General features: G+C 46.7%; 21 protein-coding genes and 1 pseudogene. 14 read left to right on the top strand and 8 right to left on the bottom strand.

Features of this window, described 5'->3' with window-relative positions; translation table 11 throughout:
• Positions 1 to 331: 331 nt before the first annotated feature.
• Positions 332 to 838 (bottom strand): hypothetical protein, encoded by a 507-nt coding sequence (locus QUA78_RS27075; protein WP_333306421.1) that lies wholly within the window; start codon positions 836 to 838, stop codon positions 332 to 334.
• 70 nt (positions 839 to 908) lie between these two features.
• Positions 909 to 3119 carry a cation:proton antiporter domain-containing protein gene (locus QUA78_RS27070; protein WP_333306419.1) on the bottom strand — a complete coding sequence of 737 codons (2211 nt, stop codon included), beginning with the start codon at positions 3117 to 3119 and terminating at the stop codon, positions 909 to 911.
• Positions 3120 to 3548: 429 nt separating this feature from the next.
• Between QUA78_RS27070 and rpsB the strand changes: the two genes are divergently transcribed.
• From rpsB to fusA, 5 genes are all read left to right on the top strand, one after another.
• Positions 3549 to 4376, top strand: coding sequence for a 30S ribosomal protein S2 (gene rpsB / locus QUA78_RS27065; protein WP_333306417.1), 828 nt, complete (start codon positions 3549 to 3551; stop codon positions 4374 to 4376).
• A gap of 336 nt (positions 4377 to 4712) precedes the next feature.
• Positions 4713 to 5372, top strand: coding sequence for a translation elongation factor Ts (gene tsf / locus QUA78_RS27060; protein ID WP_333306415.1), 660 nt, complete (start codon positions 4713 to 4715; stop codon positions 5370 to 5372).
• 199 nt (positions 5373 to 5571) lie between these two features.
• Positions 5572 to 6504, top strand: coding sequence for a hypothetical protein (locus QUA78_RS27055; protein ID WP_333306413.1), 933 nt, complete (start codon positions 5572 to 5574; stop codon positions 6502 to 6504).
• A gap of 275 nt (positions 6505 to 6779) precedes the next feature.
• Positions 6780 to 9287, top strand: a complete 2508-nt coding sequence (gene recG / locus QUA78_RS27050; protein ID WP_333399119.1) for an ATP-dependent DNA helicase RecG — start codon at positions 6780 to 6782, stop codon at positions 9285 to 9287.
• 558 nt (positions 9288 to 9845) lie between these two features.
• Positions 9846 to 11930 carry an elongation factor G gene (gene fusA, locus QUA78_RS27045; RefSeq protein ID WP_333399118.1) on the top strand — a complete coding sequence of 695 codons (2085 nt, stop codon included), beginning with the start codon at positions 9846 to 9848 and terminating at the stop codon, positions 11928 to 11930.
• 122 nt (positions 11931 to 12052) lie between these two features.
• Here the strand turns inward: fusA and QUA78_RS27040 are convergent, their stop codons facing one another.
• Entirely contained in the window at positions 12053 to 13444 is a 1392-nt protein-coding gene (locus tag QUA78_RS27040; protein WP_333304983.1) for an NB-ARC domain-containing protein, read from the bottom strand.
• Between the two features lie 363 nt (positions 13445 to 13807).
• On the opposite strand from QUA78_RS27040, the gene QUA78_RS27035 reads away from it, so the two are divergent.
• The 5 genes from QUA78_RS27035 to QUA78_RS27015 all read left to right on the top strand — a co-directional run bounded on the left by QUA78_RS27035 (position 13808) and on the right by QUA78_RS27015 (position 17173).
• Positions 13808 to 14353, top strand: a complete 546-nt coding sequence (locus tag QUA78_RS27035; protein WP_333304982.1) for a hypothetical protein — start codon at positions 13808 to 13810, stop codon at positions 14351 to 14353.
• A gap of 53 nt (positions 14354 to 14406) precedes the next feature.
• Positions 14407 to 15021, top strand: coding sequence for a hypothetical protein (locus tag QUA78_RS27030; protein ID WP_333304980.1), 615 nt, complete (start codon positions 14407 to 14409; stop codon positions 15019 to 15021).
• Between the two features lie 156 nt (positions 15022 to 15177).
• The gene (locus tag QUA78_RS27025; RefSeq protein ID WP_333304978.1) at positions 15178 to 15672 is read left to right on the top strand and encodes a hypothetical protein; all 495 of its coding nucleotides are present in this window, start codon (positions 15178 to 15180) and stop codon (positions 15670 to 15672) included.
• 130 nt (positions 15673 to 15802) lie between these two features.
• Positions 15803 to 16018, top strand: coding sequence for a hypothetical protein (locus QUA78_RS27020; protein ID WP_333304977.1), 216 nt, complete (start codon positions 15803 to 15805; stop codon positions 16016 to 16018).
• Positions 16019 to 16528: 510 nt separating this feature from the next.
• Positions 16529 to 17173: a Uma2 family endonuclease gene (locus QUA78_RS27015; RefSeq protein ID WP_333304975.1), complete on the top strand. Its 645-nt coding sequence runs from the start codon at positions 16529 to 16531 to the stop codon at positions 17171 to 17173.
• A 164-nt stretch (positions 17174 to 17337) separates the two neighbouring features.
• On the opposite strand, the gene QUA78_RS27010 is transcribed toward QUA78_RS27015, so the two are convergent.
• Positions 17338 to 18720 carry a UDP-N-acetylmuramoyl-tripeptide--D-alanyl-D-alanine ligase gene (locus QUA78_RS27010; RefSeq protein ID WP_333304973.1) on the bottom strand — a complete coding sequence of 461 codons (1383 nt, stop codon included), beginning with the start codon at positions 18718 to 18720 and terminating at the stop codon, positions 17338 to 17340.
• 409 nt (positions 18721 to 19129) lie between these two features.
• Here QUA78_RS27010 and QUA78_RS27005 point away from each other — a divergent pair, with 409 nt between their 5' ends.
• Together QUA78_RS27005 and QUA78_RS27000 are read left to right on the top strand one after the other, a co-directional pair.
• A complete protein-coding gene (locus QUA78_RS27005; protein WP_333304971.1) occupies positions 19130 to 20410 on the top strand; it encodes a hypothetical protein in 1281 nt (426 codons plus the stop codon).
• A gap of 286 nt (positions 20411 to 20696) precedes the next feature.
• The gene (locus QUA78_RS27000; RefSeq protein ID WP_333035208.1) at positions 20697 to 21029 is read left to right on the top strand and encodes an RNA-binding protein; all 333 of its coding nucleotides are present in this window, start codon (positions 20697 to 20699) and stop codon (positions 21027 to 21029) included.
• A gap of 239 nt (positions 21030 to 21268) precedes the next feature.
• Here the strand turns inward: QUA78_RS27000 and clpS are convergent, their stop codons facing one another.
• The gene (gene clpS, locus QUA78_RS26995) at positions 21269 to 21550 is read right to left on the bottom strand and encodes an ATP-dependent Clp protease adapter ClpS (RefSeq protein WP_190658451.1); all 282 of its coding nucleotides are present in this window, start codon (positions 21548 to 21550) and stop codon (positions 21269 to 21271) included.
• 287 nt (positions 21551 to 21837) lie between these two features.
• Here clpS and QUA78_RS26990 point away from each other — a divergent pair, with 287 nt between their 5' ends.
• Complete coding sequence (locus tag QUA78_RS26990; protein WP_333198595.1) at positions 21838 to 22434, top strand: DUF3172 domain-containing protein; 597 nt, start codon at positions 21838 to 21840, stop codon at positions 22432 to 22434.
• A 173-nt stretch (positions 22435 to 22607) separates the two neighbouring features.
• Here the strand turns inward: QUA78_RS26990 and QUA78_RS26985 are convergent, their stop codons facing one another.
• Positions 22608 to 23249, bottom strand: coding sequence for a hypothetical protein (locus tag QUA78_RS26985; RefSeq protein WP_333304968.1), 642 nt, complete (start codon positions 23247 to 23249; stop codon positions 22608 to 22610).
• Positions 23182 to 23940, bottom strand: a complete 759-nt coding sequence (locus QUA78_RS26980) for an AMIN domain-containing protein (protein ID WP_333304967.1) — start codon at positions 23938 to 23940, stop codon at positions 23182 to 23184. The genes QUA78_RS26985 and QUA78_RS26980 overlap by 68 nt, the downstream gene beginning before the upstream one ends.
• A 90-nt stretch (positions 23941 to 24030) precedes the next feature.
• Here QUA78_RS26980 and QUA78_RS26975 point away from each other — a divergent pair, with 90 nt between their 5' ends.
• Positions 24031 to 24588, top strand: coding sequence for an NUDIX hydrolase (locus tag QUA78_RS26975; RefSeq protein ID WP_333304965.1), 558 nt, complete (start codon positions 24031 to 24033; stop codon positions 24586 to 24588).
• A 172-nt stretch (positions 24589 to 24760) separates the two neighbouring features.
• On the opposite strand, the pseudogene QUA78_RS26970 reads toward QUA78_RS26975, so the two are convergent.
• Positions 24761 to 24946 (bottom strand): annotated as a pseudogene (locus QUA78_RS26970) (calcium-binding protein); the annotation flags it as partial.

Genomic DNA, 24946 nt, shown 5'->3' with positions numbered 1-24946 from the left:
TAATCACTAATGCCAAATCGTATATATTGCCCTTTTTGTCAAGTACAATTTATACCAAATTAGATGAGCTTACCCTGGTAATTTTGGTGGTATGTGGATTAATAAGATGGCGAATAGGTGCGATCGTTATGGGTCAATAAAAGTCGATACAAGCTGAAAAAAAACAGTAACAATTAGTGCATTAAACTGGCTAGTTCTTATTGATAAACCGTTGAAACCTTTATTAAAGGGTTGGTTTCTGGCGGACGGTTTCTGGAAAGACCGTCCGCCAGAAACCCAGCGGGGAAAGGGATTGGGATTATGGGAGATGTCTGTTCTCTATTGGGATCGATCAATGTTCCTGCTTCTGGGGTTTCGGGGCCGCTTCTTTTTGAGCCGTAAAATCAGTAGCCGCCGCCTGATCGGTCAGACTAATTTTTCCCTTGAGGCTTTCTTTGTCCACAATTCCGCGCATTTTAACAGAACTGTTTTGACCCGTTGCTGTGGAATCGCTGCAACCCGTTAAATTAGGAACCGCACCCGACAAACTCAATCCTTGAGTTTCCCACTTGCCATGTAGAGAAGGTAGCTCCTCGGCTATTTTTTCGCGATCGGCTTCGCTGCTGCCCGATCGCAAATTACCGCTCAAATAAACACCCGATTGCTCGATTGTCAAGACCAAGGAATCAGATTTCAGACATTCGGGCAAACTTTTAGCATCGAAGCTATAACTTCCCGCAATTGCCGGGGCCGCCTTTAAATTAGTTTCGCCGTAAGCACTCACTACTTTGAACAGCAGCGCAACTGAGCCGATCGCAACCCCATAAAATGCCAGCGATTTGAGGCTTAAATGATTCATAATCTTGGTAATTGGTAATTTGTAATCGGTAATTAGGTAAGGTGCGCACTGCGCACCTTACTAATGGCTACTAATGAGTAGTTTGACTGAGTACCGACGCCAAGTGCGATCGCACTTTAACGTAGCACCGCGCAATCAGCAGCGAAGAATGACACTGCACAGCCAATTCATCAGTATACTGTCCCAAAGTTTGGCGCTCAATTCCCCACTCCCGACTCGTACCCGCAATAGTCAAATCAGCATTAGCAGAAGCCGCTACCACTGCTTGAATTGGCTCAGCAGCCTCCACAATCGGAGTTTCAATGCGCGATCGCACCTCAACCGGTAACTGATCCATCACTCGCTGAAACTCGTAACTCAGCTCGTTTCCAGCTTCCCCGTCAACCGCCACCCGCAGCACCGTCAAACGGCGTTCCTCGCTATTAACTAACAGTCTCAGCGCCAATTCTAACCCCAAATCATCGTGAATGTTTGCGGCGTAAGGTACTAACAAGTTATTCAACGTTTCCCGGCCTCTGTCAACAAAAATTGCTACATCCACCTTTGCGTTGCTGAGAATTTGACCGACACGTCCTCCTAAACGGTTGCTGCTAAAAGTAGGCCTGTGCCATCCTACTAAAATCAAATCCGCGCGATCGATCTCCGCAATTTGTGCAGTTTCCCGGGCTACATCATTAGTAACCCGAATGATAGGATGTACAAATTTACGCCCCTCAGGCAGTTCCAAACTATCAATCAATTCTGATAATTTCGAGCGGCGATCTTGAATAATGCGATCGGCTTCTGCAGGCGTACTTTTAAAGGCATAATCCTCATTTAATTCTATCAAACTCAGAGGATGAACCGCCGCCGACTGTAAATCGTCACCACCCATACCAGCAGCCGGCTGCGCCAGCGCTATCGCTAGTTGCAGTAAACCTTTCTGTGTGCTGGGATTGGCAACCGGTACTAAAATTCGATAAGTTGGCAGCAATTTTTTAGCCGTTTCTTCCCTGCTACCCGTTATTGGTAAATCTTCTAATTCTGAATCCTCAGAGCTAACTTCTGAAATATCTAACCGAATTAACCGTTTTGGATAAGTCCACTCCAACAGCGGCGAAGTCATAAAAGTTGTCACTAAAGCCATGATGACTAACATCGTAAATAGTAGCGGCGAAATTACGCCCAGGGAAAGACCGATATTCAGCACAATTAGTTCAGTCAAACCGCGAGTATTCATCAGCCATCCCAGTGCAGAAGCTTCGCGGTTGCTGATGCCACAGACTCTGGCCGCAACGTAAGTGCCGACGTATTTGCCGACAATTGCCACTCCCAAAACTGCGGCGCACAGCAGCCACAATTCGGGACTGTTGAGCAGGCCGATTTGAGTGCGCAAACCGCTATAAGCAAAAAAGACGGGCAGCAGAAATATCAAGACAAAATCTTCAGTTTTCTCCGCTAATTCTCTGGTTAATCCCGCATTTTTCGGCATGGCGGCACCCAGCAAAAAAGCGCCAAAAATTAAATGAATGCCGATCAATTCAGTAATTAAGGCAGAAGCCACAACTCCCATGTAAATTCCCGACAGCACTAACTGTGTTAATCTGCCGGTGCGGTTGTAGTGCTGGGAAATGTGCTGCAACAACCAGCGGACTACAATCAGCATGAAAGCGATGTAAATTAAAGATGCAAAAATGGTCGGCAAAGCGCCTAGCATCGAGTTAGTTCGAGTAACTGCGATCGCCACTGCTAACAAGCACCAAGCTGTCACATCGTCAACGGCCGCGCAAGTCAGAGCCAGCGTCCCCAATTTTGTATTCTGCAAGTTGTGTTCTGTAATAATTCTTGCGAGCACAGGAAAGGCAGTAATTGACATCGCAGCGCCCAAAAACAGGGCAAAGGCTGTAAACGAAACGCTATTATTTGAAACGATGGGATACAGCAGCAGTGCTAGCAAGCTTCCCAGAGAAAACGGCACTAAAATGCTGACGTGGGAAGTTAAAATCGCGATATCTAAATTGCTTTTTAGGTACTTCGGATTCAGTTCTAAACCAACCAAGAACATGAAAAATATCAGCCCCACCTGAGACAGCACGTTGAGGAAAGGGACGGCCTCGGCGGGAAAAAGGGCTGTTGCTAAATCTGGTGCAATTAAGCCAAACAGAGACGGGCCGAGCATAATTCCTGCTACGATTTCTCCAATGACTTGAGGTTGCTTGATCCAGCGGAATCCCAAACCGACAATTCGGGAAAGTGCGATGACAATTAGAACTTCAACTAGAACTAGAATAGGGATGGGCATGGCGTTTTTAGCTTTGAGATTTTTGCGGATCGAGAGGACACGGCAGTAAAGCCGACAGAATTGCCGATCGAAAAAAATGGGTACCAGCTCGATCAAAGGTAGAAGGCACAAGAGGCGCACCAACAACGCCATTCTCTCACAAGCCAACAAAGGCTTTGGCAACCTCCCACCTGGATTTTTCGTTTTTAAGAAGCGCTTGTGAGTAACTCTAACCGCAGCGTGCGCACCCCGCACTAAATTTCACCTCCGGGTGCCCACCGCCCATCTAAACCTAGGGATATAAGATTGTCAGAAAAAGTAGCGCGCGCTGTGATAAACTAGAAAAGTTGTTTAAATTCGCACATCCGGGTTTTCGGGTGTTTCGAGGGCGCAAACCTTCAGAAATACGACCGGGTGGAGGATTAACCCGAATCAGGAGTTAAAAATACAATGCCAGTAGTCAGTTTGGCTCAAATGTTAGAGTCAGGGGTTCACTTCGGACACCAAACCCGCCGGTGGAACCCGAAAATGTCTCCCTACATTTTTACAGAGCGCAACGGGGTTCACATCATCGACCTCGTGCAAACCGCTCAGCTTATGGAAGACGCCTACGAGTACATGAGATTGGCCTCAGAAAAAGGCAAAAAGTTTTTGTTCGTGGGTACGAAACGCCAAGCTGCCGGGATTGTAGCCCAAGAAGCTCAACGCTGCGGTGCTTATTACGTCAACCAGCGCTGGCTGGGGGGAATGCTCACCAACTGGACGACTATTAAGTCCCGCGTGGAGCGCCTCAAGGATTTGGAGCGCCGCGAGGAAATCGGCGCCCTCGATTTGCTGCCGAAAAAAGAAGCTTCGGTGCTGCGCCGAGAAATGGCTAAACTCCAGAAGTATCTGGGCGGAATTAAATCCATGCGCAAGATTCCCGACGGAGTGGTGCTGGTAGACCAACGCCGCGAGTATAATGCGGTGTTGGAATGCCAAAAGTTGGGAATTCCGATCGTCTCTCTGTTGGACACCAACTGCGACCCGGATTTGGTGGACATTGCGATTCCGGCGAACGACGATGCTATTCGATCGATCAAGCTGATTGTCGGCAAGTTGGCTGATGCCATCTACGAAGGTCGTCACGGTCAGCAAGGCGGCGACTCTGAGGAAGACTACGACTACGAAGGTGGCTACGAAGGCGCTGAATATGATGTCGAAATCGAAGAATTGGATGACCCCAATTATGTAGATCCCGACGACGCCGACGCTGAAGGCGGAGAAACCGAGAGCTAGTATTGCCCTCGGAATCTGATACCAGGAAATTAAGAATTAAAGATTGAAAATTAAAAATAATCATTATTTTTAGTTGGATATTTTTAATTTTTAATTGTACATGGCACGAGTCTAAGTCATTAGTAGAGTTCTGGCAAAAGCATTCATTGTGCCAGCGCCCGAATAGATTTGGGCGCTACAGGTACAAAGTCCGCCCTAAGGTAGACTGGGTATTTCTTCACTCTTGTCTAATCATTAACATTAAGATTAGTGACTAATTGCTGATGACTAATGACTGATGACTGATGACTGATGACTAATGACTAATAATTAATTTTGATTGGGAACTTAAAGAAGATGGCGGACATATCTGCAAAACTTGTTAAAGAACTGCGCGACAAAACTGGCGCGGGCATGATGGACTGCAAAAAAGCCCTGGTTGAAAACGATGCCGATATCGAAACATCCATTGAGTGGCTGCGGAAAAAAGGTCTGGCTTCGGCAGGTAAAAAAGGTGGACGAGTTGCCTCAGAAGGTATAGTAGGCAGCTACATTCACACCGGCGGTCGCGTCGGCGTGTTGGTGGAAGTTAACTGCGAAACAGATTTTGTCGCCCGCCGCGAAGATTTCCAAGCTTTGGTGCGGAATATTGCGATGCAAATTGCAGCTTGCCCGAATGTGGAATACGTAAAAGTTGAAGATATCCCCGCCGAAATTGTCGAAAGAGAAAAGGCAATTGAAATGGGCAAGGATGATTTGGGCAACAAGCCGGAAAACATCAAAGAAAAGATTGTTCAAGGGCGGATTGAGAAGCGCATGAAAGAGTTATCTTTGATGGATCAGCCTTTTATTAGAGATCAGAATATCTCGGTGGAAGAGTTGGTGAAACAAACGATCGCCCAAATTGGAGAAAATGTCCAAGTGCGCCGCTTCGTGCGTTTTGTGTTGGGCGAAGGCATTGAAAAGGTAGAAGCTAACTTTGCCGATGAAGTGGCAGCCCAAATGGGTGCTAAATAATCCCCAATTAAGATTGAGAATTAAAAATTAAAAATGTTAAAACTTGATTTTTTGCATTTTTAATTTTTAATTTTTACAGGACTCCTGCACTGCGTACCAAACACCCAGTTTATAACCAGTATTAAATGGAAACTCAGACAATTTGTGGCAGAAACCTGGTTTTTTTGCCCGCCTCCTATTTTAATTTTATACAAGAGATATGGTGCGAGCAAAAGAGCGAATAGAGCAAGATTTGGCAGGACTCGAAGAGGCTTTAGCAGCCTTGACTTTGGAGTTTCGCAGTACCTACGATGGTTATTTAACTGCGTTGGGACAAGCAGTGCGGCAGCAATTAATTTTGGCTTGCTATCACCTTTGCACTCAAGCAGTACCGGAGTCGTTTCTCAAGTTGTCCTTCGACGGGCGGCAAAAAATGCAGCAGTCTGTAAGGGCTTTGGCTGCGGCGTCGGAGGAAAAATTGCGATCTCTAGTGACGACTGAATCCGAAGAAGAAGAAGAAGAGGAAGAAGAAGAGGAAGAGGAAGAAGAAGAAGAGGAAGAAGAAGAAGAGGAAGAAGAAGAAGAGGAAGAAGAGGAAGAAGAAATAAAGGAAAAAAAAGAGCAAAAAAACGAAGTTTCCGCCATTAACTATCTATTTTCCTTGGCAAATTACCAATTGCCAAGTACCAATTCCCCCGAAAGTTTGGCGCGCTGGCAAAATAGTATTGAAAAGTCGATCGCCCGTATTATCAAGCTGCTTTCTCGCGACACCAACCGCTTGCTGCAACAGTCGGGAATCTTGCCCAGTCACTTGCCAGAACCTATTCTAGAAGCTGCTTCTCAAGCTGAATTGTCCGGTGACAGCGTTGCTGGACCACCTAACTTATTAAACTTAATCATTGAAACCGATGCGTCACCAGGATCGCGAAACTTGGCAGAAACATCCGGTAATAGGGCGCTGCACATTACAGCGATTAAACTGCGGCTGTCGGAAATAGAGTTTGCTGATGCGGGAACCTCGGCTTGGCGCCAGCAAATTCGCAACCTCTCTGTAAAGTTGAACTCGCTAGGCCGGGATTACCAGAAAAAGCAGCGGGAACTAGCTGTAGTCGAGGCTGAGTCGGCTTGGCGATCGAGTTGGTTTGAAGATTGATCGGAGGAAGAAGGAAGTTCGCCAACGGATGATGTAACGGGTTTAACGGATTTAAGTCCGAGAAAATAAGTCCGAGGTTCGAGGGAATAAGTTTGATAGAAGAAGTCCGAGGGAAGAAGGAAAAAGCTAAAACGTAAAACTTTTAGGCGATTGGGAAACCCGGTTTCTTAAAGAAATCGGGTTTCTCGGTGTTATACTTTTTTTGGTGGAAGCTTCTTAAAAGAAAAAGTTAAAATTTAAAATCTAAAATCTAAGATCTAAAATCTAAAATTGATATGACTATCGATCGACCAGAATGGCAGCGATTGCAAAAAGCTCTTTCAGTAGAAGCCGATCGCGGATTTAACGACATCCAAGGCAGTCAATACCGCTTCAGCGAGTTTCTGGGCCTCAGTTTGAGACAGTTGGCAGTTGCTGTGGCCGCTTCAGCGCGCGATCGAGCCAGACAACTAGCCGCTGAATTTGACATCTACCCTCAGAAAGATCTCGAACAGCGCCAACATTCGATCGCCATTACGGTCAGTTTTCTGAGGCAATTGGAGCAAGTTTGGGAACAAGAAACTCGGCACCAGCAAGAACAAGCAGGACAAGTCAGACCCGCAAACCCGGACGTACCAACCCCCCCAGCAGTTTCCGTTCCCCGAACTGCACCCCTGAGTTCAGCACCCGCACCACCAAGCCTGACTCTCGACCAACAGTTAACCCGCGTCACCGGCATCGGCCCCGCCAACGGCAACCGCTTGGCAAAACTGGGTTTATACACTGTATACGACTTGCTTTACTACTATCCGCGCAACCACATCGACTATGCAAAGCAAGTACAAATTCGCGAGCTGGTAGCTGGGGAAACTGTCACTTTGATCGCAGAAGTAAAGCGCTGCAATTGCTTTTCTAGTCCGAAGAATAAGAAGCTAACCATATTAGAATTAATTTTAAAAGACCGCACTGGAGAAATAAAAATTAGTCGTTTTTTTGCAGGCACTCGCTACAGCAATCGCGGTTGGCAAGAATTCAAAAAACGCGAGTATTGTACTGGTGCAGTGCTAGCAGCTTCCGGGTTGGTGAAGCAGGGTAAATATGGAATTACTTTAGACAATCCTGAGTTAGAAGTATTAGACGACTCCGGCGGTGCGATCGAATCAATGAAAGTCGGCCGCCTGATACCAGTTTATCCGCTGACGGAGGGGGTGGATGCCGGTTCGGTGAGGCGATCGATTTTGGCTGCAATGCCGGCGGCGAAAATGTTGCCGGAATCGCTACCGGAAGATTTGCGCGAGCGTTACGGTTTAATGGGTTTAGCCGATGCCGTGACTAATATTCACTTTCCGCTCGATCGAGATTGTTTGGCCGCCGCCCGCCGCCGCTTAGTTTTTGACGAATTTTTCTACCTCCAATTAGGACTTTTAAAGCGCCGCCAAACCCAAAGGAAAGCTCAAGCGAGTGCCGTCATCCTTCCTAGCGGCAAATTGATCGAACATTTTTATGAAATCTTGCCTTTTGCCTTGACTAATGCTCAGGAAAGAGTCATCAATGACATCCTCAACGATTTAGCTTCATCGCAACCGATGAACAGATTGGTGCAAGGCGATGTCGGCGCTGGCAAAACCGTAGTAGCCGTCGTGGCAATGCTAGCAGCAATTCAATCCGGCTATCAAGCCGCTTTAATGGCGCCGACAGAAGTTTTAGCAGAACAGCACTACCGCAAATTGGTAGGTTGGTTTAACTTGATGCACTTGTCTGTCGAACTGTTAACTGGTTCGACAAAAATAGCCAAGCGCCGGGAAATTCACAACCAGTTAGAAACCGGAGAATTGCCTGTTTTAGTGGGAACTCACGCGCTGATTCAAGATACGGTGAATTTCCATAAATTGGGTTTGGCGGTAATTGACGAACAGCACAGATTCGGTGTGCAGCAGCGCGCTAAATTGCAGCAAAAAGGCGAGGCTCCCCACGTTTTGACGATGACGGCAACTCCCATTCCCCGGACACTGGCACTGACGCTGCACGGGGATTTAGATGTGAGTCAAATTGATGAACTTCCCCCCGGCAGGCAGGCGATTCAAACCACTGTACTGTCTGCCAAAGAACGCATTCAAGCTTACGATTTGATTCGGCGGGAAGTGGCGAGCGGCCGTCAAGTTTATGTGGTGCTGCCGCTGGTGGAGGAGTCGGAAAAGTTGGACGTGCGATCGGCAATTGAGGAACAAGAGAAACTTGAAAAAAGTGTATTTCCTGAGTTTAAAGTGGGTTTGCTCCACGGCAGGATGAGCAGTGCTGATAAAGATGAGGCAATTACTAAGTTTCGAGACAAAGAAACTGATATTTTAGTATCTACTACTGTGGTCGAAGTAGGGGTGGACGTGCCGAATGCAACGGTAATGCTGATTGAAAATTCTGAGCGTTTTGGACTGTCGCAATTGCACCAGTTGCGGGGCAGAGTCGGTCGGGGCAGCAACCGTTCTTATTGTTTGTTAATGCCCGGTTCCAAAACGGCGGAAGCTATGCAGAGAATGAAGGTTTTAGAACAATCTCAAGATGGCTTTTTTATTGCGGAAATGGACATGAGATTGCGCGGGCCTGGTCAGGTTTTGGGAACTCGGCAGTCGGGTTTGCCGGATTTTGCTTTGGCGAGTTTGGTGGAGGATCAGGAGGTTTTGGAGTTGGCGAGGGCGGCGGCTCAAATGGTAATTGAGAATGATGAAAGTTTGAATCAGTGGCCGGTGGTGCGCGATGAATTGGAGCGGAGATATCAGCGGATGATGAGCGGGTCGATTTTGACTTAGATAGTTTTAGACGCAGCAACGGGGTTTTTAATAATATTTTGTAGTGGCGGGTTAAGCGAATATCTACTATCAAAGCTGGCAGTTTATTGTTGCACTCACGCGCTCTCCTCTGCGTAGGGCGGTTTATTTTCACCTACCTATGTAATGTCAGTAATGTGAGAAACCAGTTTTCTGCCGACAAACTCACCTAAAATCCTAGGTTTTTTTTCAGGAAACGGGGTTTATACCGTTTTGCGGAGATTGCTGCAAAATATCAGGTTGAGCGAAGCGTCAAAAACACGAATTTGTTGGAAACGAGTGCCTCAACCCCGCCTACTTTATGACAGGATTTTGGCCTTAATCTAGGGTATTTTTATGAGTTGTCAGGCTTGGGGCACTTATTAAACCAAGAATCCTTCGCAGGAATGACGGAGAAGTGTCAAAATTAAGGTAGTCCTGCCAGAAACAGGGAAAACGAAATCCAGCCTGTACTGGCCTTACCAGGCAACATTGATTCCTCGCTTGTCACGCTTGCAGGTGGTAGCCGACGGTTCGTCGCATTTAATCTCAACAGTAATTATGAAAGATCTCACTCGTTATCGAAATATCGGCATCTTCGCCCACGTAGATGCTGGCAAGACCACCACAACAGAAAGAATTCTGAAACTGACAGGTAAAATCCACAAAATTGGTGAAGTACACGAAGGCGCGGCGACGACGGACTTCATGGAACAGGAGCAAGAGCGCGGTATTACGATTCAATCCGCTGCTACCACCTGCTTCTGGAACGAGCATCAGCTCAACATCATCGATACCCCCGGACACGTCGATTTTACGATCGAGGTGTACCGTTCGCTGAAGGTGCTCGATGGTGGCATCGGTGTGTTCTGCGGTTCGGGTGGAGTTGAACCGCAATCTGAAACCAACTGGCGCTACGCTAACGATTCCAAAGTCGCTCGCGTCATCTACATCAATAAGCTCGATCGCACAGGTGCAGATTTTTACCGCGTTGTCAAGCAAGTTGATAAAATCCTCGCAGCTAAACCGATGGTGATGGTATTGCCGATCGGCATAGAAGAAAAGTTTTGCGGCGTAGTCGATTTGCTGACCCGCAAAGCCTGGATCTGGGATGACTCCGGCGATCCGATGAACTATCAAATTAAAGATGTCCCCGCCGATATGGTCAATGATGTCGAAACTTGGCGCGAACAGTTGATCGAACTGGCAGTGGAGCAAGACGACGCTCTGATGGAACAGTATCTCGAAGGCAACGAGCCGAGTATTGATGACCTCAAGCGCTGCATTCGCAAAGGTACTCGCGATCGGGCATTTTTCCCCACCTACTGCGGCTCATCGTTTAAAAACAAAGGCGTGCAGTTGGTTCTCAATGCCGTAGTTGACTACCTGCCAAACCCGATGGAAGTCACACCGCAACCAGAAGTCGATCTCGATGGCGAGGAAACCGGCGAGTTTGCGATCGTCGATCCCAACAGGCCATTGCGGGCACTCGCGTTTAAGATCATGGACGATCGCTACGGTGCTTTAACCTTCACGCGCCTGTACTCCGGTAAGCTGTCCAAGGGCGACACCGTACTCAACACCGCCACAGGCAAAACCGAGCGAATCAGCCGTTTGGTGGAGATGCACGCCAACTCTCGCGAAGAAATTGAATCCGCGCAAGCAGGGGACATTGTGGCGATCGTCGGCATGAAAAACGTCCGCACCGGACACACCATCTGCGACCCCAAAAATCCCGCCACCTTAGAGCCGATGGTATTCCCCGATCCCGTTATTTCGATTTCGGTCAAACCGAAACAAAAAGGCGGCGAAGAAAAAATGGGAGCAGCCCTCACCAAGATGGTCCAAGAAGACCCATCCTTCCACATGGTGACGGATCAAGAAAGCGGCGAAATGATTCTCAAGGGGATGGGCGAGTTACACCTCGACATCAAAGTAGACATTCTCAAGCGCACCCACGGCATCGAAGTAGAAGTCGGCGAACCGCAGGTAGCCTACCGCGAGTCGATTACCAAGCGCCTAGAAGACGAATACACCCACAAAAAGCAATCAGGTGGTTCCGGTCAATTCGCCAAAATCGGCTACGTAATCGAGCCTGGTGAGGTGGGAAGCGGCTTCCAGTTTGAGTCAAAAGTGACCGGTGGTAGCGTGCCGAGAGAATATTGGCCAGCGGTCGAAAAAGGCTTTGAAAGCTGCATCGACAAAGGCGTCTTGGCCGGATTCCCCTGCCTGGACTTAAAATTCACGCTTCTAGAAGGCGGTTTCCACCCCGTTGACTCGTCAGCAATGGCCTTTGAAATTGCTGCCAAAGCGGCCTATCGGCAGTCTCTGCCGAAAGCGGGGCCTCAGTTGCTCGAACCGATTATGAATGTCGATGTATTCACTCCAGATGATTACATGGGCGACGTGATCGGCGACCTCAACCGCCGCCGGGGGATGATGAAATCTCAAGAAACAAGCCAGACAGGAGCGCGGATCAAGGCAGATGTGCCGTTGAGCGAAATGTTTGGCTACATTAGCGACTTGCGTACTATGACATCTGGGCGCGGTCAGTTTTCCATGTCCTTCTCGCACTATGCTCCTTGTCCGAGCAACATTGCGGAAGAAGTGATCAAGGAAGCGAAAGAGCGTCAAGCCGCGAAGTAGTTAATTCAATGGGTTCCTAGGCAGTGCCTGGGAACCCATTTTAAGAGGAAGAGCCTCGATCGCACAGGCAAACAGGAGGCAGAGTCTCCTGTTCTGCGTCCCCCGTCGGAGAAGATCCGCACCTACCACACAAAACTTTCTTTCGCATAATCCCTCAGTAGCGGTTGCAAGCCAGAATCAGCAGCCATCCTTTCGATGAGGGATAGCACTTTCAGAGATTTCAGAGCTTCTAACAGGACTATTGTTGAGATTGAAGGTAAAATTTTCGATCGCAGGTCTAGAAATGAGACGGACGTATCCTGGATCGCCAGAAGTCTCATCACGTCTTTTTCTAGAGCTGACAAACGCTCAAACTGTCGATCTAACACCTCACGAATCTCATCAAAAACCATTGTGTTTTGTCTTAAGAATTCTGTGATGCTCCCACCAAATAAACGCTGAATGGTTGCGGCAACGATGCTGAGAATGAGGGGATTGCCACCGTAGTAGTCAACTAAGCGATTCCATTCCGCAGGCGTTCCCTGGAATGAGCCTCTAGCGCTAAACATCCCTTGGATTTCTGTAAGCTGCAATCTTCGGATGGATAAGGAACGGATGCCTAAATTCTCCCCTGACATCGACAGGAGCAGTTTTGGTTCTACTCGGCTGGTTAACACCACACAGCTTTGATGTCGCCCTTGTCCCAGTTGTTGTAAAAGCTCGGGATACGTCTCATCGTCAGCAGGGTGTTGTTCGGTAGAACCGTTCCTCGAAGGGGTTTGTGGCGTATGCGCTGGCAGAATGGATTCAACGTTATCCAGAACCAACAAACAGGGTATTTGTCTCAAGATATCCATCAATTGCTGCATTTTAGCGCCGATGGGTTCTGGAATTGTGGGGTTGGACTGGGGGGCGAGGTGGCGAATCAGGTCGTCTAGGAAATCGCTCAAGGGTATGGGGGAGTGCGATCGGGCGATCGGTCGGAAACTGCGCCAAACGATGGATTTAAATTCATGCTGTACCTCTTCTACCAGCTTAGTCACCAGCCAGGTTTTACCGATACCACCCATACCTAAGAGAGCGATCAAATGACAGCGATCTTCTAGAACCCATTGCTGCAAAGTGGCTAATTCTGCGGTGCGACCCTGGAACACTGAAACATCTGGTGCCAGACCCCAACTCGTGCCATTATTCGGGGGAGGCGATTTTGTAACCTGTGCTTCATGGGACAATGCAGCTAGAAGTGGCTCAGTCGTTTCCCCCCCGATAAAGGACAGATAATCGCTGGGTTCTAAGGTCAGGTCATAAGCGCTGAAGTAACGCACGAGGGTTCGTAAATCAACACCCGCTTTCCTAGCGTGGACTTTGCTGAGGGTATGGGTCGATAGCCCAGTCTGTTCGCTTAAAGCTTCTAAGGAACAGGATTTTGTGTAAGGGTTCCAATTGTCTGTCTGAGATATTGGTGTTTGGATTTTCTGAAATCCATGCGCGGTAAGGATTGCGGTTTTTCTGCATCGCGGTTGAGGTTGGAGCATAAGGAAATATACGCAAGCCTGTTAGTCATAGTAAGTAGATAGGTTAACGGGACTTTTCAGTGAAGAGCCGTGCTTTTACACATAACTTAATCGAATTTGCAGGGCTTTTGGGGAGGGCGATCGACCTGGAATTCTTATTAATAAAAGTTCAGAGGAATTTGTTACGAAGTGTGTAAAGTTTCCTGCTTAATATCGCTCCCTCTGAATGAAAATCTCTTGCTGCATCTGAAACTGAGATGGGGAATAGCTTTGGAGGTTTGCTGGTGCTAAAGCCTTATCTTTCTTCTTAAAATTGCAAACTTTGCTGGTGTTGAGGGAAGGGAAGCTGCATGATTGATTCATAAGCGATGCAGAGGTTAATCTATGACTGACAAAATAATTTCACCTCCAGGATCAGTCCTTAATGATAATATCTCATGGAATAACGATAACGGTGGTGCTTGCGTCTTCCCAAAAATCCAAGTTAAGGATCAATTCACAGTGGATGTAGGGGATTCATCTCAAGTATCTTGCTGGGAAAGTGTTTTTTCATCTCCACAAGTCCTCGATAATGGGGAGCATGAAGTATGCGAAAAGGTTTTAAATCCACAAGTCCTCGATAATGGGGATCCTCCTAAAGTCACGATTGCTATTATCCGAGCTGCTGTGAAGATTGCCCCTCTTTTAACCCTAGCTTCTCTGATTGCCTATGGACTATCACGTGGCTACAGTGTCACTGGAAAAAAAACCGGAACCACCATGCAGTTCGAGTTTAAGCCCAAGCGCCAAGTATCCTACAAAGTTAGTGGAGTATATACCTCCTCTAGTCTTAATCTTAATGACGAAGACGACTTATCTCTTGATGCCATACTAACGGACAAGGATGGCCACAAACTTGGAACTTTTCAGATAATCCGTGAGCCTGAATAGGGTTCATTTAATAGACAAAAAGCAAAATAAAAACAACGAGCTGATCAATCATCATGGATATCCAACTTAATCTCATCAATTACTCAAATGATGTCGCCAATAGTCAAGTATTAATTTTTCAAAAAAATGAAGCCACAAATTTTGGTGAGCTAGCTATTGCTTGGAAGGTAATAACTAATTGTGGTGTGGGGTGTAACCATCCCTTCGTATTTCCGTTAAAATTTGAGGTATGTTCTTCAGATAGTGATGGTAATTACACGCGTAAAATGTCAGCAACCAATGGAAATAAGTTTGCAGTAGAAATGGGGAGATCTGGTCATATTCTTCGTCTTACTTCTGAACCAACAGCCAGTCCATTTGAAGTTGAACTCAAGAATAACCTGTCACTGGGTTCGGTGTCAGCCAAGGTCTTTAAAGACGGTAAATTACTCGCCAAACATCAGATTGTTTCGCCTGCTCAAAAAGCTGTTTTTCAATTTATTCCGAAGATTTTTATCGGGGTAGTATCTGATGTTAAACAAGGAGAAGAAATCAATACCGCAGTGCTCTCTGATATCAATACAGAGTTTGATTTGCTAGGTATTAGCAGTGCTGACATAATTATGAGTGGTGGTGGTGGTGGTACATTGGCTACGCAATTCAGGTTTGAATTAGACAATGTTGTTTAATAGTCTTTGATTGAAACAGATTATAAATTAGCATTACAAACTTGTAGATAATGGGTTAGAATTCCGCAAGAGAAATCCTAATGGTGCGTAGGATTTCTTTTCGGATTTCCCGATCACTATAAGTACCCAAAAACTCAAGCGAACAGAAACTGTACAATGACTTCTAAAGAACTAGAGCGACCCAATAGACGATATAAAGTAATTCTTTCATTGAGAGCGACAGCAAAGCAATCTCAAGTTGAGCATGATCTTCTTGAAAAACCTAAAGCCGAGCAAATGCTAGGGGAAACACCCGTATCCTATACTTGGAAATCAAGTGATGACCAGCTTAAGTTAACGGCTCAAGCTATTTACAACAATCAAAATATGTTGACAACAATTAATCTTGAGATTGCTGATTTTACAAGCGAGCATAAAAAGCCTATCTATAAATGTGTTTCCTTCCCCAAAATCGAAAATGGAGCAACTATTCAATTAAAGTCTTCAGGCAATTTCACCGTGAGTGGTTATATGAAGCTAACAATGCCTTCTGCTTATCCTGATGATGTGTTATTGTTGTTAAATTTTTACTATGGAAATAAAAACAATATAAAGCACGTTGAAGGAGGTGCTTGTTTAATTAAACTGAAGCATTCCAATTTTGCACGTTAGCCATTTTAAGGGGTACTAAAACCCTTGCAATCTCGTTACTTTGGGTAATGACTTTACAAAAATGGCAAGAAACTATCTGACTTGACCGAAATCCGAGTCATAAATCCAGTAGATATGATAAGGTTAATTGATGGATATGATAAATGACAATGAAATCAAGCTAAAGGGACTAGAGGCATTAGTTAGCGCATTAGGAGAAGTTCAAGCTGAGAAGTTTATCAGTCTCATCTTACGAGAACCGTTTGATTATACTCTTTGGCAAAAAGATATTTGGTCTGATGTAGGTCTAGAAGAACTCAGTCAAAAAGCGATGAACAACTATAAAGCAAGCCAGCCAAACGGCTAATAGTGCGATCGCCCATTTTGTAGGGTGCGTTAATGAAATGTAACGCACCGCCTACAAAATTTATTCATCCCAAATTCCTTGGGCCATTTCTGGACTTCCATCCATTCTGCAATTTGGCGGATAAATTCCCTAATCAATAAACCGATGAATGCTCGAAAATTGCCAATCTTGCGGAGTTATATTTACAATACTCACAAGCATGACTGGCGCGATCGCTGACAATGGTTAAATTTATAGCAACCCTCAAGACGGAGGTCATAACTATAGGGTTTCGACATGGGTTTTGCGATCGCACACTGCCTGATGAGGTACTACTTCCAGTTTATGCCATAATCGCCAAGGCGGTTGCTATGCCACCAACCGAACGTCCTGCTGGCACTCCTAAAAAATAGTTTTTACTCTCCGACAAAAATTCTCTATTCAAAAGTCGCTCTAAAAGGGCGATCGCCCGTCAATCAATATAATGTTTGCTAAGATACAATCAATAATTTAAAACCCAGGCAGGTAGCCATGACAGCCACCCTGACTCAAACCCCACAAGCCGGGTTTCTGCTGAAAAACATTAGTTGGCAGACTTATGAATCTCTGGTAAACGAACTCGCCGAACAGCCTGGAATTCGTTTGACTTACGATCGCGGAAATTTAGAAATTATGACTCCATCAGCACCCCATGAAGGTAGTAAGAAAATTTTAGGCCGTTTTGTGGAAAGTGTGAGTGAAGAATTAAACATCGAAATTCGGAGTTTGGGTTCTCTAACTTGCAGGCGCGAGGATTTGGCTCGCGGTTTGGAACCGGATCAGTGCTACTATATCGAAAATGAGAATGTGGTTTGGGAGAAAGAACAAATCGATCTCAATCAAGATCCGCCGCCAGATTTAGTTGTGGAAATTGACGTGACTAGCAGTTCGATCGATCGACTTTCTTTATATGCAAGTTTAGGCGTACCGGAAGTTTGGCGCTACGACGGAAATCGTTTAATAATTTATCAGTTGGAAGCACAGGAATATGCAGAAAGAGATGTTTCTCCGACTTTTCCTTTTTTGTCGCAAGTTGAGATGCTGCGCTTTTTGGAATTGAGGAGGACTACAAAAGAAAATGCTTTAATTCGCTTGTTCCGGGAGTGGGTGAGGAGTCAAATTCAGTCAGGAGAGTAAATGAGGGCGATTCCCTTCGGGATAGCTCCGCTTCACGTACTTTGGAAATGATATCATATCGTGTAAAACATGAGTTTGTAGTGAGAACTTCACTCCGAGCGAGTTTTATGGGAACATTAGTCCTCACTACCAAGTTAATTATAATTCTTGACGCGGATAGGATATTATTCGCCAGCCCAATCAGCGCGAAATTTCTCCACAACTCGATTTAACTCCACCGAATGAGAGGCCTTAAATAATATACGATCGCCCGGTGTGACAAACTCCATTAAATGCCTTGCTAAATCTTCGCGAGAATTCTCCCTCGCAATATCTTCTACCTCCACAAAAGGCAAACCCGCCGCACCCGCAGCCATCGCCCCCGCTTCCTCAAAATCAGCAAAAACAAACAAAGCATCCAGATTCAACTCTCGCGCCGTTGTTCCCACTTGTCGGTGAAATTCGATCGCCCTGTCGCCCAATTCCTTCATCGTTCCCAACACCGCAATCCGGCGCTTTCCTGGAGTATCGGCTAACAGTCTTAGGGCCGCCAACATCGACTCCAAACCAGCATTGTAAGTCTCATCCAGAATCACAATATCCTGTGGCAGATCGTAGCGGCGCGCCCGTCCATCCGGTAACTGCACAGACAAGCCTTGCTTTAAAACTTCCCAATCAATACCTAACACTTTCCCTACCGCCAACGCAGCCAAATAATTTACAGCATTGTGTCGTCCCGGCAGCGGCAGTGGCAATTCTATACCTTCTACTAACATTGTATCATGGTTGAGCAATTCTCCGCACAAATCGCCTTCTTCTAAACCGTAACTTAAAGTTTTTCCCTGCCAAACTTTGGCCGCAGTTGCGATTAATCTGTCACAATCGTGATTGAGAATAGCAATGCTATCAGCAGGCATTTCGGCTAACAGTTCGCACTTAGCTTGGGCGATCGCCTCTTCCGAACCCAATCGCCCGATATGCGCCGTTCCTACGTTAGTAATTACAGCCACTGTAGGACGCGCAATTTGCGACAGCAGCGCAATTTCGCCACTCCCGCGCATTCCCATTTCAATTACAGCATAATTGTGTGAGGGCGAAAGCTCCAAAAGAGTTTTTGGTACTCCAATTTCATTGTTGTAGTTATATTGAGTTTTAAGAACATTTCCCCTCGTTGACAAAACCGCCGCAATTAATTCTTTAACAGTAGTTTTACCGACAGAACCAGTAACAGCAACTATAGGTATACTGAACTGGTCGCGCCACCAGCGGGCGATCGACTGATAAGCTTTTAAAGTATCGTCCACGCGCAACAGGGGAAAATTAGGCAATTCCTCTTGCCAATCTCGATCGACTATCGCCGCAATCGCCCCCAAATCCCGGGCTTTTGCCACAAATTGGTGACCGTCAAAATTGTCTCCCCGCAGCGCCAAAAATACTTCGCCCCCCTCAAGAGTGCGCGTATCTGTGGCAATACCTGTCCCTAAAGCTGTCAAAACATCGTCAGGCACAGCAGGCAAAGGTACAGTTAAAATTTCAGAAAGTCGGGGGATACTTACGCGACAAACCATAACCAGCACTCACCATTCAAATAGTTATTTTCACAGCTAATCCTACCTTGCCTGACCTGAAATTCTACTAACAGGGGGCTGCTGACCAGGATAGACCTTGACAATCCTAATACTAAATCGTCAGCAAACCAAGAAATTCTTCCGTACCTACCCACAATCTTTACCAATACTTTACAAAGTCTATAGTGATTTAAGGCCTTGCTAATTACCAACAATTCATGCCATGCTGATGTTGGTAAATAGTTTAACTAAGCAAAAAATATCGATCGGCTTAAGCTGCTCACAGCTTCTACCCCTAAGCCTCATCCGGCGAGCAGCTCGGTTGACTCAATTGTTGCGCTTCATCTGCCAATTTATCAAGCTAATAGCGCTGAAAGCTCTTGCCCCTGATTCGGAGGGTTAATCCACAGTGAACGACTACAATAGACAGATTTACGAAGAAGAACAGCTACTTTACAAGCACTGGCTGGAGTTGGTACAACAAGAGCAGCCGGCCGAACTCATCAGCCGCTTTCGCACTTTGTTTATCCAGGGTACCGGATATCCCGATCGCTCCGTCGCGGAGGCACTCGAAAAAATAGCAGCCTCAGAACACGCCGAACAAGAATTCAAATACATCCTCAACCGCTGCTGCCACATCCTGATCAACCGCTGGCAAACTTACCCCAGCAAGCAAGCAGCCATCCCTGAATTGATCGCTCTGTTTGAAGAAGCGCCCAAAATACTATTTGGATACAATCTATCGCGGGGGCGAGGCTCGATCCCCAAATTAGTAAATCAATTTACCGAAAGCGAACAGTACCTCACACTCCAACGCTTAGCCAAAGTCATAACTCACAGCAATGAAGATAGCAGCAACAGCAAAATCCCTGCTACCCTTGCCCTCGGAACCTTAATTCCCCGCTACCCTTACCTCTACAAACACTGTCTCCTCAGCGACGACAGCACCTACGAACAGCAGAAAATCATTAAAAAAATCCAAGCTCAAAAGCAGCAGCAATTTGAAGTCAACCTCTCCCAATACGTCGCTCACCAAGTGAGAAAAGCCCAAACAGCACGGCGGGAAACCTCAATTTCCTTCGGCAGAAGTATACAGCCTATAAAAAACCCAACGCTGTTGAGCGATCCGGAACTGTTCTTTGCCCTCAAGCAATTTGTCGGAAAAGTAGAAGGAGCCGATACCTACAGACAGCTAGCGGGCCGTTTCACGGCGAACGCCAGCACAACTGGGTCCTACGGCTCATTTAAAGACGACTTGTACGAATACCTGATTTCTTCTGTCACCGACGAGCGCTACGGCAAACGTCAATTTAACGAAAAATTGTATAAGCAACTACAAAATACCTTTCCTCACAGCGACGATCAGAAGTTCAACGAATTTTTAATGATCAGAACTTGCAGCCAGTTATTGAACTTTTTAGTAGTAGAGAGTCCTGTGCGGCCCAACCACTTTGTCTTCATCGACCTGATCTCAAACCTCGGGCCGACCCAAACCACAGGTTTGCTGCTGAAAATCGTACTAATTTGCGGCAAAGTCAAGCCCTACCTAGAAAAGAGGCTGGCAATTTTGTTCGGTCACTATGAATTCAGTACCCGAGAAGGCGTGGTGTGGTTAGTTAAAGCCCTGGAAAACGTGAACCTAGCTTTGAGTACCAACTTTGGCAAGGTGGATGTATCTTTCCTGCGGTGAGAGCGCGCGCCACAACTTTCTGTGCTTCCACCTTGACAAAACATCACAGCGAGAAACCAGGTTTGTGAATACCCTAAAAGTTTTACGTTTAATTAGAACGACTTAATTAAGTGCTGAAACCTACTCAAAAGACGCTATTCTATGTTAAAGTACCAAGTGTGAATCAGATTCAGTTGCAGGCTTTGTTCATTGCTACAGAATTGTCTAAAAACTTGCCCTTCTGTATCGGCAGGGGACTCTCCGAAACTGAAATCTTCGCACTGTCTAAATTTTGGAGTTATTCCTCATGTCGATATACGTCGGTAACTTATCCTACCAAGTTACCCAAGAAGACATCACCACCGTCTTCGCCGAATACGGAACCGTTAAGCGAGTACATCTACCTACCGACAGAGAAACCAGTCGCCCCCGCGGCTTCGGTTTTGTAGAAATGTCCACAGATGCAGAAGAAGATGCAGCCATTAGTGCTCTCGACGGAGCAGAGTGGATGGGTCGCGACCTAAAAGTTAATAAAGCTAAGCCCCGCGAAGATGAAGGCGGCCGGGGTGGCGGCAACCGGGGCGGCGGCCCTGGAAAATTTGGTCGCGCAGGAGGAGGCGGCGGAGGAGGACGTTATTAATTTCCTCATTAATTTCCTCGGATAAAGATTTGAGATTGGAGAGTTGAAATTGGCGATCGAGCTCACCTAGCTCCGAACCACTTCCGGCCGTTCCGAAAAACCTATGCTCTTCAAGTTTCCATATCTACCGCATTAAATATACCAAAAAGCCAAGGGCCTAACCCTTGGCTTTTTGGTATGAGGGTTGACGGTATGACTCACAAACTGGCTGGGCGAAGCCGTTGCAGTGCCGTCAGATTCTAATCGTCAGGTTCGATGGTGCTGCTCAATCCGTGATTATTGAGCGTTTCAGCGTAAAACTCAGCGTGTTCGAGAGCGCAAACAATCACCAATCCCATCCCGTTAGTATGGGCTTCCATCATCACATTTACCGCCTGTGGCTGAGTCAGACTCGGTACCGTCGCCATCAAAGTCTGCACCACGTACTCCATAGGATTGAAATCATCATTGTGCAGCAGAACGCGGTAGCGCGGTGCAAGCTTGCGAACTGTGGAAGGCTTTTGAATAATTTCGACAGACACTAATCTATACCTCCTGACTTGTAAAATGTTAAAATTTGTCAACAATCTTGAGCCGGATTCCTCCGCTGTGCAAGAGTATGTCACTTTCAGTTATTTTATTGAAATCTGAAAAATCAGACAAGGCAGCCCCTTGGTCGATCGCGAGCTGTGAACCCCACACCAAAGCCGGAGGGGGTGTCCTGGGCCCTGGGCAACCACCTTCCTAGCGCCATAATATTAGAAAGGCGAGATCGGTTAAAAATAACAAACTACTACCTGTTGAGTCTCCAGAACTGAGGGAACCTTATATGAAACGCAAACCTAAATCCTACAACGACGACAGATTCAGCGGCGACGCATCCCGGGGAGATGAAGACTCCGGCTCATTTGGCGGACAGTCGCGGCGTCAACCTCAGTCCGGCAAACCCTCTTTCCTCAATTCCGCCACCCTTGGGATTTTAACAGCCGTCTTTATTCTGGGAATTGGGATTGGGATTGCTTTTAGCTCCACAGCTACCATTAGCCCAGAGAACGTAGCATCCCGCGAATTTATCGATCGCAGTGCCCCGAACCCAGAACTTTGCGTGCAGTTTGGAGCAAGCGCGATGGTGACAGATATGCGCCTCTACGTCACCCTCAACCCCTTCAACGTCTACATCTCGCAGCCGAGTATGCGCCCCGGATGCGTCCTGCGAACCAATAACTGGGCAATTCTGGAACAAAGAAAACTTATCAGCCAAAACCAAGTGCGAGAGTGCAAAAATCGCATGAACACATTTGGCTTCACCGGCCCCCTGGAAGCCCAACCCGAAATTAACTGTATCTACCAAAACGACGGCGCTAAAAACCTGTTCCTCAACCAACCGGGTTCGATAGCTCCAACCACTGAAGGTCAAAATTTCTAAATCGCCGATATAGCGGTTTTCAGTTGAGTGAAGTACAGATGCTCGGGTAGGGACTTAGGCTTAGCCTAAGTCCCTACTTTATTTCATACAAGGGAAAACTGCTCTCAGTAGATTTTGAAGCCCGAGGTTTGAGGGAAGACTTCCTTCTTCCCTCAAACCTCGGACTTGTTCCTTCAAAAACCGAACTGCGGGAAATCTTCCGTTAACTGAACTTGCAAAATTTGGCCGGGTTGAATCGTAGCAGGTTGAGGAGCAGCGACGTAAGTTGTAGCAACACCACCGGCTGCTCCCGCCAACAAACCAATACCCGAAAAGCCGCTCAGCAAGAACAAAGCTAAACCACCAATACCAGTATTTCGCAACAAACTGCGATCGGAAGGCTGTTGTCGGCGGCCTCCCACAGGTTCCGAGCGAGCGAAGAGAGGGATATTGCGGCCGTTCAGACTAATAGCTTCGACAACAAATCGACTCCCGAGGTTGGTCGTTTCAAATCGACCGATGACAGGCGTATTAGCAGGTACGATCGTATTGCCGCGACTGTCGAGAATTCCCCCTTGCAGCAGCAGCACTTCCTCTCGGCTGGGTTTCGCACGGGCAAGGCGCAAAGCCTCAGCACGAGGGTATAGCAAACTGAGCTCCGTCCCCGCCGGCAACAAGACATTCGCCCCAGCCGCAGCCTGCAAAACAGCATTCGATCGTCCGCGAGGAAGTGGTTCACCAAAGGTAAGCGTCCGCTGTTGGGGTGCATCAGCAGCCGTTATTTGAGGAGCTAGGCGGGGTACAGCAGTACCTTGTACCCCCTGAGTCTCCGTCAAGGCGAACACTGACTAAAGGAACTCTTAGCGGTCGGATTTTGTCGTTGGGAGTTGGGGGCTGCGAAGAATTTGTAGCGAGATTCAGGGAAGTAGCAGGGTCAGGTCGATCGACCTTTGGGGCACCAGTTGAGTTGGAATCTGTCGGCGGCTGGTTTTGCGATACTTGTATTGCAGGCTGGGGTTGAGTTTCGGAAGTTTCCATCATTGGAGTCGGTTCGATCGAAGGACGCAACACCCAGCGATTTTCTACCCCGCTTCTTTGGAATTGAACTTTCCCTGCGCTGAAACCGACTCCGGGAGCCAAATTGACCAGAATTCTCGCCGTTCCCGGTTGAAGTTGACTCACCGCCACAGAACGTACAGTACCTTGCGGGTATAGCTGAGTTGCATCTACTCCGATCTCAGTATTGGGCAAATCCACAGCAATTTGATTCGGGTTGAGTAGAGAATATGTAGGGGTTGTTCCCTCTGGGAGAGTAATTTCTAGCTGATTTGTCGCCGGATCGAATTGCCAACTTGTGACTGTAGAAGCATTTGCGGGTTGCTGTGCTGCCGGCACTGCTGCAACTGCGGCGGCGACTGCTAGACTCAGACTCAGTGACTCGATCGCAAACAATCCCGCTGGTAGAGAATCAACAGCCAATTTTTGTAAGTCTTCCCCAAATCTGGTGAGTAATTTTTTGTATGGCATGGCGGCTGGGTGAAATTTTGGATCTGAAATAGATTATGGATGGGAAAATTTTGCCTTCGGATGACGCTGAAAGTTTAGCATTATGGCGATATGAAAAATTTAACTAAATGGAAATTATTGCGATCGCGCTTCGTTCTTAACAACAAATGGTGTCAGGTTAGACAAGATGAAATAGAATTGCCAAGCGGACAAATTATAGACGACTTTTTTGTTCATGTCCGACCCAATATCGCCCTAGTATTTGCCACAACAGAGCAGCAAGAACTTGTATTTGTACGCCAATACAGGCACGGAGCAGGCGAGATTTTGCTGGAACTCCCGGCTGGAGCTTTCAATCCTGCTGAAGAAAGCGCCAAATCTGCTGCCGCCCGAGAACTTGCCGAAGAAACGGGATATGTTGCTGAAGAAATTTTGGAACTAGCAACCTTATATGATAACCCCGTCAAAGATACCAATTGTATTTACCTATACTTTGCTAAAAATGTCAAGCTTGCCAGCAAAATACAATTGGATATTACAGAAGATATTGAAGTAGTTTTAGTCCCACTTGCCGAAGTTTTTTGTAAAATAGCAAACCGAGAAATTTGCGTAGCCGGGAGCATCGCAGCTATTTTTTTAGGATTAGATTTTTTGCACAAACAGCCGTAAAGTGTGGCGTGCATGGAGCCATAAACGATCTGGTTAAACTTATATTAGGTTCCCGCCAAAAAACAAAATATCAGGTTGGTAGTGAGGAATTCAGAGGGAGTTTTCGGAGGACTTCAGTCCTCACTTCCAACCTGATAATGATTATTTTACGGGACATAATATGAGTCCGCTCTTACCGAGCAAAACTCAGAAAATCCACAGCATTCAGAGAATTATTAGCGCCAAAAACCTGAGCCAAAACCTCCCCAGTGGCAGCAACTTGCAGGAGTGTGCCATTGGCAGTCGAGTTAATTTGCAACGACTCAAAAGTCAAGCCGTCGGCGAGGACAAACTTGTCAGTTCCTACATCAAAATTGAG

This window comes from Microcoleus sp. K4-B3, assembly GCF_036704615.1.
Taxonomy (GTDB): domain Bacteria; phylum Cyanobacteriota; class Cyanobacteriia; order Cyanobacteriales; family Microcoleaceae; genus Microcoleus.
Note: the sequence above shows the minus strand (reverse complement) of the source record. Positions and strands in the feature narration are given on the sequence as shown.